We start from the raw sequence: 13,273 nt of genomic DNA, 5'->3' as shown, positions 1-13,273 counted from the left end.
GCGCGATAGCCGGCGCGACGCACGGTCGCGCTCACTCAGTTCGCATGCGAGCGGCCTCGGCTTCGCGAACTGCCGCTGCAGCCTGCCAGGTGCCGGCAATGACCTTGTACTGCATGCCGGCGGCCATGCCCGCCAACGTATTGGAGAGCAATGCGCTGCGTGCCGGCGACAAACCGAGCCAGTGGCCAATCATGTTGACTGCTGTACCAAATGCGATGTTGGAATTGATGGCGGCCGTGCGCGCCACAGAATGATCCATGACCCGCTCATAGTCTTCGCGCTTGGCCTTCCAGCTTGGTTCCCAGATCTGCTGCGTCCCGGCTTCGTCTGCTTCGTGTTGGGTGACATTGAGCCAGTCGGCTGTCTCCAGACCGACATTCAAGGCCGCGTTCACCGCCGCTTGCTGAAAGACGACCCTGGTCGCCTTTCCCATGTTGAAGGGCGACATCAGTCCTGCCCAGCGCTGCCTGGCCGATGCAAAGTCTGGTGCCTCCAGCTCATTGGATGCCAGGTTGGTCAGGACGTTGGCCATGCCGTAAAACCTGCCTGCACTGGTGACGTGGGGATCGCTGACGCCACCGTTGGTTGGTGCCCGCATTCCCACCATGCGGAATGTCGCCTGGATGGCGTCACGGGCCGCCGCATAAGGGGCGACCTTGAGCCCACTGGCCAGCAGTCTGGCCGCCATCTCAGGTCGGCCAGAAGCCTTGCCCGCAGCGCCGATGGCGATATTGCTCAAGATGCCGGCCAGCGCGAGCCGGGTGACCAGATCCGAATAATGTTGCTGCTCGCTTCTCTTGTGATGACGTTCGTCTTCGGACAGCGCTTCCCACTGTTCAAGATTAAGGTTGTGAAAGCCTCGGGCGGCGGCGTCGGGGTTGCGGTTCTCGCGGTTGCGCCGCAGCGTATGCAGCGCCAGATGCAGCGTGCCCGACACTGCCTGCATGGCGACGACCGCTTCGGGTGGGAGCTGGCGAAACGCGGCAAACAGCGCTTCGCCGATCAACTCGCGCACGAACGTGGTCGGGCCCACGGAGGTGGTCTGGTGCACGAGATGTCCCAGCGCAGCGCCCAGGTATTGTTTGTCGAAGCTGATCGGCAGGACACCGCGCGCCGCAGCGGCGACCGCTGTCGCGGTGGGTCCAAGGAGGGTCGTGACTCCATGTGTTGCACCTGCCCCGACTGACGCAGCCAGCGTGCCCAAGCGCGCAGCGGCCGTCGCCGAGGTGGATGCCTGCGCTTGGGAACCGTGTTGTGCAGCGTATTCGGTGCCAAGCGACGGCGGGGCTGATGGTTCGAAAGAGTCTTCAGCGTCATAGAATCGCTCGCTACCGCTCTGTTCCCTACGCAGCGAAGCATGCAGCTGCGGACTGCCTTGGGACGGTAGGTCTGCGTCGCTGGCGGTTTCATACCCGCTGTCGCTTCCCGTGCTATTGCGTCGTGCCGAAGGTCTGGACGGCAGGCCGGAGAGAGGAGACCCGATCTCGTGCGTCGATGTATCGCTGCCTCGTTGTGCCGGCATCTCGATCACGACGTCGCCACTTGTCGCTTGCGATTGCTGGGAGGTACTGGCTGAAGGGATCTTCATCACGGCATGTCCTCGCATTGATGGGGTATCGGCACGCTTCGTCCAGGCGTGCAGGGTGATTGATCGATGGCGCCGGACGATGGGTCCCGCAGCAAGACGGGCGTGGTGGCGAGCGTCGTGATTGCAGCGTCGGGATCGCCCTTGGCAGTCGGACGCGTCGACCGGAGAATCAAGCGTGATGTGTGGCACGCCGACCCGGCATGGTGCATATGCTGCGCTCAGCTGCCCGTGCAACTGGAGCGTGACTTCTTCGCTCGCACTCGCAGCGCCAAGGCGTTCCTGCTATCCACGGCAACCCTGCGCGGTATGTGTCATCGTTTCCGGCTAACTTAAAATTCGCATAAATCCACGGAATCTCGACGCGTGCTTGGCGAAGCGATCATTCCGGATCCGAACAATCAATTCGTACGTGCGGGTCAATTATGTTTTCTGCTGCGGCGGTCTTTGCGCGGGCAAAGACGGGTGCGCGCGTACCGGCAGCGCTGCGACATGGGTTGTAGTAGACATTGGTGCACGTACAGAGCGATGCCGCAACGGTGGGGGTAGATTGCGTGAGCGATCGCCCAGGGCGCGTGGTGTGGCCGTAGAGCAGGCGACAGCATCTCCGAGCACCAAGTCCGCGAAGCCAACAAGGTGCAACCGCACCAAGGTGCCAGGCAGCTGCCTTGGCCGCGTTTTCCTACCACCGCTGCGATCTATCTGCTTGCTGCCCATATCCTTACTCGCAAGCAAGGTACCTCCTGCCTAATCCTGCGGACCGGGTCGAGCCTGATTGAGTGCGGTGAATCGAGTGAATGCGTCGGTCCGTGGCTAGGCTGCTGTCGAGCGATGCCTTGCTGGGATCACGGAATAAAGGGGCAGCAGTTGGCTTTTTTTGGAAAGTTGCAAATGCGGTTGACGCACCTTGAGGTGACCCGCATCCGAGGGGCTGACGTTTCGCAAGCGCCAGTAGATTCAAAGCAGTCGGCCCGCCGCAGGGTGAGTGCGACGGGCCGAATGCCGTTCAAGGGTCACAGCGTTTTGAGGAGCGCTTCGCGCATCGCTAGGTGGCGTGCCGCGATGCCAATGCTGCAACGGTTGGCAGCAGCTCAGGTAATAAGCCAACCTCCAGATCAGAGCATGTCCGGCGGCGCGGCGGTGGCCTTGGAGTGCTGCTTGCCGCGTGCATGTTCGATGGCAGTGCGCAGCTTGCGCGCAGCTCCGGTCACGGCAGAGGCCGTCGTTTCGGCGCTGTTGGTGGCCGCAATCGGCGGCAGGCCGGCGACGTGTGCTTCGATGCTGCAGGTTCGATCCCCCGCGCCGCCGCGCTGGCCGTTCTCATCACGCAAATGCACTTCCACACGGGTGATGTCGCTGGCGAAATGCGCCAGCTGGGCGGTGCAGGTCTTTTCGACATGCGCCACAACAGACGGATCGTGCGGCACGTGCTTGTCGGTCTGGATCTGAATCTGCATAGAGGATCTCCTTCGCGGTCATCCGCTGCGTCTGCCGCAGCGGTGGCTTGATTCTGCGTCAGCGGCGTGTTGTCGCAAAGTGACAACGCGGCATGCCCATTCATGCGCTAGCAGGGTCCTTTGCCGCCATCGTCGCGGTGCGGGGAGATCGTCCGATCGGTTCGCGGTCGCGGACCTGCCGCGGCTGAACCACCGGCGCCAGCGATCGGCTCGATCGAGGGCGGTGCCTTAAGATGCCGGCACCCGCGGTTGCCCGCGCCTGTTCGATGCCTGCCTGTGTCCGAATTCCGATTTACCTGTGGTGCCCGCCAGGGCTTGTTGCGGCGTCTATTGTTCCTGGCCGCGCTGTGGATGGTTTGTATTGGCGCGGCTGTGGCCCAGGACGAGGACACGGTGCTGGAGACCGCGCAGACCCAACTGGACAGCATGCAAAAAGTGCTGACCCAAGCCGAAGCGGGGATGGAAAAATCCGACACCGACCAGTTGCGCAAGCTGGCTGACGATGTCACCGGCACGCAGCGCCAGGCCCAGGATCTGGCGCGCTCGCTGGAGCCTCCGTTGAAGGAGCTGTCCGTCCGGCTGGCCGGCCTTGGCGAAGAGCAGAAGACCGACCCACCAGATCTACGCGACCAACGCCGCGCGCTCACGCGCGAGCGCAACGGGCTGGATGCCGAGCTCAAGCGGGCGAACCTGCTGGCACTGGATGCCAAGGATCTCGCCGACCGGCTCGAAGGCGAGCGCGCCCAGCGCTTCAGCGAGAAACTCTCCGCGCGCGCTGCCTCGCCGCTGTCGCCCGCGTTGTGGAATGAGATCGCGCAGGAATGGCCCGACGACCGCACGCGCCTGCAGGCGCTTTCCGACAAGGCCGTACAGGCGGTGCGCACCGGCACGGCGACCAACGGTATCGCCGGTCTGGTGATCGGGACGCTGGCGGTATTGATGCTGGCATTTCCGTTGCGCATCTTCCTGCGTCATCTGGGGCGGCGGTATGCGGCCTCGCGTGCGCCCGGTGGCCGCTTGCGGCGCTCCGGCCTTGCACTGTGGTTTTTGTTGGTCGGCACCCTGACGCTGGGCATGGCGGCATGGGCATTGGCCGAGAGCGTCCGCGCACTGAGTGAGCTGCCGACGGATCTGGAGCAGCTGCTGAGTGCATTTGTAGTGATCAGTTGCGTGTCGGCCTTCGTCGGTTCGCTCAGCGCCAGCCTGTTGATGAAGCACCAGCCCACCTGGCGTCTGTTCCCGTTGGACGATGCAACCGTCGATCGTTTGCGCGTGCATTGTCTTGCCACGGCCGCGGTGAGCTGGTTCAGCGGTATGGCGATCAGAATCAACGACGTGGCGCGCAGCAGCGGCGCATTGACGATCGCTACCGATGCGGTTGCGGCGCTGTTGTATGCGGGATTGATTCTGTCGGCACTGGCTGGCCTGACCCTGTCGTTGCGCGCGCATGCCGCAAACGTGGGTGCGGCCGATGCGGACAGCAGCGCACCGCCGCCGGTGGTGTCGCGTGGCGGCGGTTACATCGTGCTGATCCGTCTGCTGGGCCATCTGGCAGTGATCTTCGCGTTGGTGGCGGCCCTGTTCGGCTACATCAATCTGGCACTGTTCGTCGAGCAGCAGATCATCTGGATCACCCTGGTGTGCAGCGTGCTCGCGCTACTGGTGATGTTTGCCGACGACCTGACGACCTGGGTGTTCAAGCCGGAGAGCCGTTTCAGCCGTGCGCTGTCGCATGCACTGAATGTCGGTAGCGGGCGGTTGGTGCAGGTGGGATTATTGATCTCTGCGGCAGTACGCGTGCTGCTGGTGCTGCTGGGTATTGCCGCGCTGGTGACACCGTACGGCGCCAACCTCGCCGCAGTGACCGGCTGGTTGGAAAACGTTTCGCACGGGATTGCGATTGGCAAGGAACTTGTCATCACGCCCGGCGACGTGGCCAGGGCGCTATGCGTGTTCCTGCTCGGCATGGGCCTAGTCCATATCGTGCAGAAGTGGCTGCTCAACACGTATCTGCCCAAGACCGAACTGGATGCGGGAGCGCGAAATTCGATCAGCACGGTGGCGCGTTATCTGGGTTGGTTGATCGTGGCGGTGTGGGGGCTCACGGCGCTGGGTCTGGATTTGAAGCGATTGGCGCTGGTATTGAGCGCACTGTCGGTGGGTATCGGTTTTGGTCTGCAGGCGATTACGCAGAACTTCGTGTCGGGATTGATCTTGCTGGCCGAGCGGCCGGTGAAGATCGGCGACTGGGTGCGTATCGGCGATCAGGAAGGCGACGTGCGCAAGATCAGCGTGCGTGCGACCGAAATCCAGGTGGGCGACCGCTCCACGTTGATCGTGCCCAATTCGGAGTTGATCACCAAGAGCGTGCGCAACATGACGCTGTCCAATCCGATGGGCCGTGTGCAGTTGCAGTTCTCGGTGCCGCTGGAAACCGACGTGGCCAAGGTGCGCGACATGTTGCTGGCCTTGTTTGCCGAGCACGAGAAGGTGCTGGCCGAACCGGCGCCATCGGTGTTCATCGATTCGCTGGCCGGCGGGCACGTCAATTTCAATTCGTTCGCCTACGTGAGCAGCCCGCGCGATTCCTATGGCGTGCGCAGCCAGTTGTTCTTCGCGCTGCTGCAGCGCATGGCGACGGTGGGCATTGCATTGCAGTCGCCGCAGGAGATCCGCTTCAGTCGTGCAGGTGCAGCCGTGGCGCGCGAGACGGGAGACGGTGCGGCTGCGTCGGATGACTGAGCTGGCGAGGGCTGCGAGGGCTGCGCAGCGGTGAGTCGGTCGGCTTGCGCTGATTGCGCAGCCATGCCTGACTATCGCTGGATGCATCTCGGCGCATCAGGAGCGATCCGCCACCGGGATGTCCTTGACCAAGGCCAGATCGTCTACGCTGACGTCTTCGGTGTAGTCCAGCCAGGCGCGGATTTCCAGGTCTTCCACCGCATGTTCCAGGCCCACCGGCATGCGGATGCGCCCGGCGGCGTCGGGCACCACCCATTGCTGTGCCAGCACGACCTTACGTTCGGAGGACACCGCTTCCACCCATAACGCGCGCGTGGGCCGGCGCTTGGCGTAGAGCTCGAGCATGTAGCGGCCTGCATCGGTCTTGCGCGCTTCCTGGGTGAGCATGATGGGCTGGCGTACGCGTGGACGCGGGCCCTGCTGGGTGGCCTCCAGCGGCGCGTCGACGGCGATGCCGCGGGTGAGGTCCGGGTCGCGATACAGCTTCATGCTCTGGTGGCGGTCCACCACCAGTGCGCACCAGTCGCCATCGGCCGAGCCGTCTTCGAACGCCGTGCAGCGATCCACATAGGCCAGCGTGCCCTTGGAATGCGTGCGGTCGAACTGACGCGAGGTGTTTTCCAGGTACACCGTTTTCAGGTTGGTGTCCTTGTCGTATTCCAGCAGTACCGGTGGGCGCACCTGTTGCACGCCGACCACCACATCGCCATTGCCATTGATGCGCAGCATGCGCGTACTGCGCCCGGTCCACAGCGTGCGCGCGTAGGCCAGATAGCGCGGATAGTCCTTGCCGCTGTCGCGGCTGGCGGCAACGCTGGCGCTGGGCGGGGCATCGCTGGCCAGCAGCGAGCGGCCAAAGCCCAGCGTGCGCATGCCCGGTTCCAGCAACTGCAGCAGCGTTGCGCCCGAATCGAGCGTGCTGTCCGCGCGCGTGACGACCTGTTGTGGCGCGATGTCCTTGCCCAGGAATAGCAGCAGGTTCTCGCGCTTGTGCTTGGCCAATACGTCGCTCAAATCGTTGGGCATCGCCAGATGATCCGAGGCGATGACGATGATGGTGTTCTTGCCATAGCGGCTGTTGCGGATGCGTGCGACCAGCTCGCCGATCAAACGGTCGCTGCACTTGATGGCGTGCAGCAGGCCGATATCGCCCAGTGCGCTGTCGTAGTGCTGACCCTTGCATGCCAACGGCAGGTGGCCGGCCGGGTGGTGCGTGTCCATGGTCAGCGTAGTCAGCATGAAGGGTTGGCCGGCGCGCGACAGCGTCTGGAAGCTGTCCCACGCATCGTCCAGCAACACGTCGTCGTGCACGCCCCATGCGGAAAAGTGCTTCTGCGCGACGCCCTTGTCGTGGAAATGGTGCACGTCATGCACCACGTCGAAGCCGTGGCTGGACAGGAAACGCCCCTTGCCCGCGAAGCTGGCATCGGCGCCGCCCACGTAATGGTTGCGGTAGCCCTGGTCCTTGAGGTAATCGCCCAGGCAGCGCGCTTCGGGCAGGAACATGCCCATGCGGTCCATGCTGTTTTCATCGCCCGGCGCGGTGGTGAGCGGCACGCCGCACATCGAGGCGACCATGCCGGCGATGGTCCAGCCGCTGCCTTCGGTGGAGGCGAGATTGCGCACGTCCACCGCTTCGGTCGCAAGCGCGCGCAAGTTGGGCATCAGGCCCGGAAACACCTGTTCGTCGAAGTAGGTGCGCTCCAGGCTTTCGCCATAGATCCAGACGATGTTCTTGCGCTTCTGCAACGGTTGCTGCGGCACCTGGTATTCCGGCACCACGGTGGCGTAATCGACCGGGCGCAGCTGGTAGTACAGGCGCTTGCCATCGCGATACAGCGGGCTTGCGGCGATGCCGACCAGCAACATGCCCACGAAGCCTGCGAACACGGCGCCGCCACCACGCGGATGCTGGAAGCGTCGTACCCGCACCAGCAACAGCGGGCTCAGCGAGAGCAACAGCATGCCGACGAAAACCGCGATATAGCCGGAAAAATCGCTGACGCCAGCGCCGTCCATGTCGGCGCGCAGGTGATACAGCGTGGCTGCATTGATGCCGTCGCCACTGAGCCTGTCGACCAATCCCCAGGCGCTGAGCAGCAGCAGCAGAAAGAGCGACAACAGGCCAGCCTTGAGCCATGCCAGACGCGGAGAGGCGACCAACAGCCACAGCAAGAGCAACAACGAAACCAACAACATCCAATGCATGCGCAGCGTCCGTGGGGGAATGATGCGAGCGCGTACCGGACGCCTTGCTCGCCATGTCCTGTGCGCCACCTGCCATGTGACACCCGGATGACGGACTATGCCGCGCCCAAGCTGACTGAAATGTTTGTTGTGGCCAAGACCCGGCGACCTCTGACCCCGCATCGCCGGACAGCGGTTACGCATCTCCGCGCACCAAGCCGCACGGCGCTGCTGAAACGCAGGTGGCGCCGAGATGCAGTGCGCCCATGCGCGATAGTGGTTGTGCTCGCTGCGGCGTTGCCACTCTCAGCGAGAAGATGTGCGCAAGCCATGGTGCGCGCAGGACGCTTGCAGTCAGTTACACCGAGCACGATGCAACGCGCGATGGTCACAAGCACCTGACTGCGGGGCACCAAGGCGCCCACTTGCTGCAGCCCGTGCTGACGACTAGCGGTGCCCGCGCTCTTCGCGCGCGCGCACGCGGCGGTCGAACAGCAGCGCACTGACCACAATGCCCAGGCCCAGTACCACCCCGAGCAGGAACAGCACCATCGCAATGGCCGGATACCCCCACAGCTTCAGGCCGGTTTCGATGCGCATCATCTGCGCCGACGCCATGATCAGCGCGGCGGTGACGATGCCCGCCGCAACGCGGTTGGCGATCTTCTGCAGGCTTTCCATCAGGTGCGATTCTTCCAGCCCGGTGACGCGCATCTGCAGGCGGTTTTCCGCAGCCAGCGACAGGATCTCGGACATGCGGCGCGGTCCTTCGCGCACCAGGTGCTGCAGTTCCATCGCCTCGCTGGCCAGGTTGGCGGCGGACAGGGACTTCTTCAGGCGCGCGCGCATGACGTGCTGCAGATGGCGCTCGACGATGCGACGCGTATCCAGGGTGGGCGACAACGCGCGGCACACGCCTTCCAGATTCAGCAAGGTCTTGCCGAGCAGGCTCAATTCCGGCGGCGTCCGCAGGCCGGTCGAGGTGGCGATGCGCACCAGATCCAGCACCACCCGGCCTTCGGAGGTGGCATCGTGCGCTGCGTAGCGCGCGATCATCTGCCCGGTTTCGCGCTGGTAGCGCTCCTCGTCGTAATCCTCCAGCCGCGTGCTCAGCGCAATGGTCTCTTCGGCCACTTCCTCGCCGCGCCCATCGACTGCGGCAAACAGCAACTTGAGCAGGCGCTCGCGCAGGCGCGGCGGCACATGCGCCACCATGCCCAGGTCGAAGATGGCCAGGCGCCCGTCCTGCAGTACGCGCAAATTACCCGGATGCGGGTCGGCATGGATTTCGCCATGCACGAACATCTGGTCCAGATACCCTTTGACCAGTTCCGCGGCCAGGTCGTCCATCGGCTGTTCGGTGCGACGCAGGCCGGAGATCTTGTCCACGCGCACGCCTTCGGCCAGCTGCATCGTCAGCACCTTGCGGCTGCTCAGGTCCCACACCGGCTGCGGCACCCACAGCAAGGGGAACGGCTTGAGGTGCTTGCCGAAGCGCGCCAGGGTTTCGGCTTCGTCTTCGTAGTTGAGCTCGGCGCGCAGGGTCTTGCCGAATTCGCCCAGCCAGTCGGCAAAGCGCACGCGCCGGCCGATGCCGGTCAGGCGGTCGGCGGCGGTGGCGAAGCTCTTGAGCACGTCCAGATCCGAACGCACCTGCGCGGCCACTTCGGGTTTCTGCACCTTGATCGCCACTGGCGTGCCATCGCGCAGCGCAGCGCGGTGCACCTGCGCCAGCGAGGCGCAGCCCAACGGGACCGGGTCGAAGAACGAGAACGCCTTGTTGACCGAGACCCCGAGCTCTTCTTCGATGATCTGGCGGATGCGCTCCACCGGCACCGAGCTGGTGTTCTCCTGCATGCGCTCCAGCGCGGTGGCAAATTCCGGCGGCACGATGTCCGGCCGGGTCGACAGCATCTGGCCCAGTTTGACGAAGGTGGGCCCGAGCGATTCCAGGTCTGAGACGAACTGGTCCGGGGTGCCTTCTGCGGGCACTTCGTATTCGTTGATGGCCGCCGGGTCCAGGTTCATGCCAGCGAACACGCCCGAGCCGCGATAGCGCAACAACAAGCGCAGGATCTGCGTGCGCCGGCTCATGCCGCCAACCACGGCATGATCTGCCGGGCTTGTGGCCGGGGCGCGGTACGGGTCGTTCTGACTCAAGGCCATCTCCGAGGGCGTCATGCAGGCGGCGAGTGTGGCCAGCGACGGGTCGTCGCGTAGTGAATCCGCGCGCTCCCGCGCACCGCAGGCAAACCTGCCCAAGGCGAGTACGAACGGCCGCAAGCGCAGGCGCTGCGGTGCCTGCATCGCTCCGCCAACAGCGTGCAACGACCGCGCAATGGCCGCTCATCACCCCACGCGGGTGCGGGATCGGCGAGAATTTGCGACCACCCTAGAAGGACCTCCGCATGGCCGGTGCCAGCCTGTTCACCCTGCTCGACGACATCGCCACGCTGCTGGACGACGTTTCCATCCTGACCAAGGTTGCGGCCAAGAAGACCGCAGGCGTGTTGGGCGACGATCTGGCGCTCAATGCGCAGCAGGTCACCGGCGTCACGGCCGACCGCGAATTGCCGGTGGTGTGGGCGGTGGCCAAGGGCTCGCTGGTCAACAAGATGATCCTGGTGCCGGCGGCGTTGGCGATCAGCGCGCTGGAAGCGTGGCTGCGCGGGCGCGGCTACAACGTCCCGTTGGTGATGCCGCTGATGATGATCGGTGGCGCCTACCTGTGCTTCGAGGGCGTGGAAAAGCTGGCGCACAAGTTTCTGCACAACGATGAGCAGGAAGCGCAGCGGCATGCCGAACGCACCCGCGCGCTGGCCGACCAGAACGTGGACGTGGTGGCGTTGGAAAAGGACAAGGTGAAGGGCGCGATCCGCACCGATTTCATCCTCTCGGCCGAGATCATCGTGCTCTCGCTGGGCGTGGTCTCGGAGGTGTCCTTCGGGCAGCAGGTGGCGGTGCTGGTGGCCATTGCGCTGGCGATGACCATCGGCGTCTACGGCGTGGTCGCCGCGATCGTGAAGCTGGACGACCTGGGCCTGTACCTGACCAAGAAGGGCGCCGCGCTGGCGGCCCTGGGTCGCGGCATCCTGGTGGCGGCACCGTGGTTGATGAAGTTCCTGTCGGTGGCCGGCACGCTGGCGATGTTCCTGGTCGGCGGCGGCATCCTGGTGCACAACATCCCGGCGCTGCATCATCTGGTGGTGGATCTGGCCAAGTCGGCCGGCGGCATGGGCTGGCTGGTCGAAGCGCTGGGCAACATGCTGGTTGGCGTGGTCGCCGGTGCCGTCGTGCTGGGCGCGGTGATGCTGTTTCAGAAGCTGCGCGGGACCAAGCCCGCGCATTGATGCGCAGCGAGTCGCCAGACAAGCCCGCACGGTAAACGCCGCGCGGCGATTGCTCGGGCGCCCCGGGGTTCGCCGCCGATCTAATCGGCGTTGATCACCCGGTTCTTGCCGGCCGCCTTGGCGTCGTACATGGCGCGGTCGGCGCGGCGGATGACCTCGTCCTGGGTCTCGTCGATCCCGCGGAGCGCCACGCCGGCGCTGAAGCTGATGAACACGCGCACGTCGTCATGCAGCAGCGAGCGCTGCGACAGGGCGCGTTGCAGGCGGATCACTGCCGCACTGGCTTCGAAGATGGTCGAGTCCGGCAGCAGCAGGACAAATTCCTCGCCACCGAAGCGGGCGATGGCGTCGGTGGTGCGCAGCACGGCCTTGGCGACCTCCACGGTGTGGCGCAGCGCGGCGTCGCCGCCGGCATGGCCATGGGTCTCATTGAGGCGGCGGAAGTCGTCCAGGTCCAGCATCGCCACGCACAAGGGCTGGCCACTGCGCTGGGTGCGCACGGCCTCACGCTGGAACAGTTCTTCGAAGCCGCGCCGGTTGAGCGCGCCGGTGAGTTGGTCTTCGCGCACTAGGCCGGCGACGTCCTTGAGCTCCTGTTCGAGCGAGGCGATGCGCTGTTCGGAATCTTCCACCTGCCGGCGTGCCGCGAGCAGTTCGTCGCGCGCCGCCAGGGCCTGCGCCTGCACGCCGGCGGTGTCCTGCAGCAGATCCTGCAGCAGCCGGTTGAGGTCGGGAATGCCGCGCGCCTCGCCGATCGCCTGCGAATACCCGGCAACGCGGTCGTGGTATTCGCCAGTGCTCGTGGCCATGCCGTCCAGCCGGTCGACAAAGGACACCATCATTTCGCGCATGGCGGTCTTGGACTCGGCGATGCCCTGCTTGAGCAGACCCTGCTTGTAGGTCACCTCGCGCAAGGTGCCGCGTGCCTGTTCGATGGAACTGACGTCCAGCGGCCCGGAAATCAGCTGCCGCACCACCGAGATCTGTCCCTGCAACCAGCTGCGATCGTCGAGGAGTTCGCCGACGTTCTCCAGCAATAGGTCGAACAAGCCCAATAACAGGTTCTGTTGTTCGCTGGCATCTTCGGCGCGCAGGCCGATCTGGTGGCTGAGTTCGCGCAGGCGCTGTTCCAGCGTGATCAGCTCGTGTCCCGGGCGCCAGTGGCGCAGTGCAGATGCCAGCGTTTGTGCCTCTTCGGCAAGCTCGGGGCTGCGTTGCAGCAGCGTGGCCAGGGCATTGCCCAGCGCGTGGCGCAGCAGGTCGCGCAGTTGCTCGGCCTCCGTGCGGCCTTCGGCCAGCGAATCGCCGATGTCGATGGTGCGGATGTATTTGTCGATGAGCTGGCGCAAGGCACGGCCATAGCTGGGCCAATCGCCGGCCGCATACGCCGCGCTCAGGCGCACGCCCATGTCGCCGAGCTCGCCATGCAGGCTGGCGATGCCTTCGGCGAACGCGAGCAGCAGCGCTTCGGGATGCGCGGCATGCGAGAACAGCCGTATCAGCAATGCAGTGGCAGCGGCCGGATCGTGTGCGCCGGACTTCGCCTTGGCCGGCACCAGCTGGTGCGCGGCCAGGCCGTGACCGCTGCGCTCGCCATTGATCACCGTCGGCAGGGCAGCGGCAGGGCGCGCGGTGTCCGTGCCGCCCCAGGGCAACAGGCGGCGCAGCCCGCCACGGGGGCGGCTTGGGTGTTCGGGCTGGTCTGCCATGCGCCAGGGTCTCGAGAGGTCTTGTGCTAACGCTCGATATCGGCGCGCGGCAGGGGCGCTTGAGCAAGCCGGGCCGTAGCGCGCACCGACGGCCTGCAGGCCAAACGCGAAGCGCGGTCGCGATCAACGGAGTGAGGCGTCGATGAACCGGTTACCCAGATGAGGGCGAGCGCGGCCGAACGTTCCCGTATTCGGTGCATGTCACGGCACACGCACCGATACGGGGATGTCATTGCACTGCAA

7 protein-coding genes are annotated in these 13,273 nt (G+C 64.9%); 2 read left to right on the top strand and 5 right to left on the bottom strand.

Annotated elements, in window-relative coordinates; translation table 11 throughout:
* Window positions 1-31 precede the first annotated feature (31 nt).
* Both J7367_RS10070 and J7367_RS10065 read right to left on the bottom strand, forming a co-directional pair.
* Window positions 32-1,591 carry a hypothetical protein gene (locus tag J7367_RS10070; RefSeq protein WP_057658814.1) on the bottom strand — a complete coding sequence of 520 codons (1,560 nt, stop codon included), beginning with the start codon at window positions 1,589-1,591 and terminating at the stop codon, window positions 32-34.
* 1,109 nt (window positions 1,592-2,700) lie between these two features.
* Window positions 2,701-3,042 (bottom strand): HPF/RaiA family ribosome-associated protein, encoded by a 342-nt coding sequence (locus tag J7367_RS10065; protein ID WP_057658809.1) that lies wholly within the window; start codon window positions 3,040-3,042, stop codon window positions 2,701-2,703.
* Window positions 3,043-3,393: 351 nt separating this feature from the next.
* Between J7367_RS10065 and J7367_RS10060 the strand changes: the two genes are divergently transcribed.
* Window positions 3,394-5,784 (top strand): DUF3772 domain-containing protein, encoded by a 2,391-nt coding sequence (locus tag J7367_RS10060; protein WP_244672287.1) that lies wholly within the window; start codon window positions 3,394-3,396, stop codon window positions 5,782-5,784.
* 96 nt (window positions 5,785-5,880) lie between these two features.
* Here the strand turns inward: J7367_RS10060 and J7367_RS10055 are convergent, their stop codons facing one another.
* A complete protein-coding gene (locus J7367_RS10055; protein ID WP_057658806.1) occupies window positions 5,881-7,992 on the bottom strand; it encodes a phosphoglycerol transferase I in 2,112 nt (703 codons plus the stop codon).
* A gap of 426 nt (window positions 7,993-8,418) precedes the next feature.
* Entirely contained in the window at window positions 8,419-10,137 is a 1,719-nt protein-coding gene (locus J7367_RS10050; RefSeq protein ID WP_057658913.1) for an AarF/UbiB family protein, read from the bottom strand.
* Window positions 10,138-10,379: 242 nt separating this feature from the next.
* Between J7367_RS10050 and J7367_RS10045 the strand changes: the two genes are divergently transcribed.
* Window positions 10,380-11,321 carry a DUF808 domain-containing protein gene (locus tag J7367_RS10045; RefSeq protein ID WP_057658805.1) on the top strand — a complete coding sequence of 314 codons (942 nt, stop codon included), beginning with the start codon at window positions 10,380-10,382 and terminating at the stop codon, window positions 11,319-11,321.
* 80 nt (window positions 11,322-11,401) lie between these two features.
* Here the strand turns inward: J7367_RS10045 and J7367_RS10040 are convergent, their stop codons facing one another.
* Window positions 11,402-13,030, bottom strand: coding sequence for a GGDEF domain-containing protein (locus J7367_RS10040; RefSeq protein WP_057658802.1), 1,629 nt, complete (start codon window positions 13,028-13,030; stop codon window positions 11,402-11,404).
* Window positions 13,031-13,273: the final 243 nt, after the last annotated feature.

The sequence above is a fragment of the Xanthomonas sp. D-36-1 genome (assembly GCF_017746155.1).
Taxonomy (GTDB): domain Bacteria; phylum Pseudomonadota; class Gammaproteobacteria; order Xanthomonadales; family Xanthomonadaceae; genus Xanthomonas; species Xanthomonas cissicola.
The sequence above is the reverse complement of the archived record's forward strand: the minus strand, read 5'-3'. Positions and strand labels throughout refer to the sequence as shown.

Coding starts and splice junctions, on each gene's coding strand:
- J7367_RS10045 (WP_057658805.1), top strand. CDS start 10,380: ATGGCCGGTGCCAGCCTGTTCACCCTGCTCGACGACATCGCCACGCTG.
- J7367_RS10050 (WP_057658913.1), bottom strand. CDS start 10,137: ATGGCCTTGAGTCAGAACGACCCGTACCGCGCCCCGGCCACAAGCCCG.
- J7367_RS10065 (WP_057658809.1), bottom strand. CDS start 3,042: ATGCAGATTCAGATCCAGACCGACAAGCACGTGCCGCACGATCCGTCT.
- J7367_RS10060 (WP_244672287.1), top strand. CDS start 3,394: ATGGTTTGTATTGGCGCGGCTGTGGCCCAGGACGAGGACACGGTGCTG.
- J7367_RS10040 (WP_057658802.1), bottom strand. CDS start 13,030: ATGGCAGACCAGCCCGAACACCCAAGCCGCCCCCGTGGCGGGCTGCGC.
- J7367_RS10055 (WP_057658806.1), bottom strand. CDS start 7,992: ATGCATTGGATGTTGTTGGTTTCGTTGTTGCTCTTGCTGTGGCTGTTG.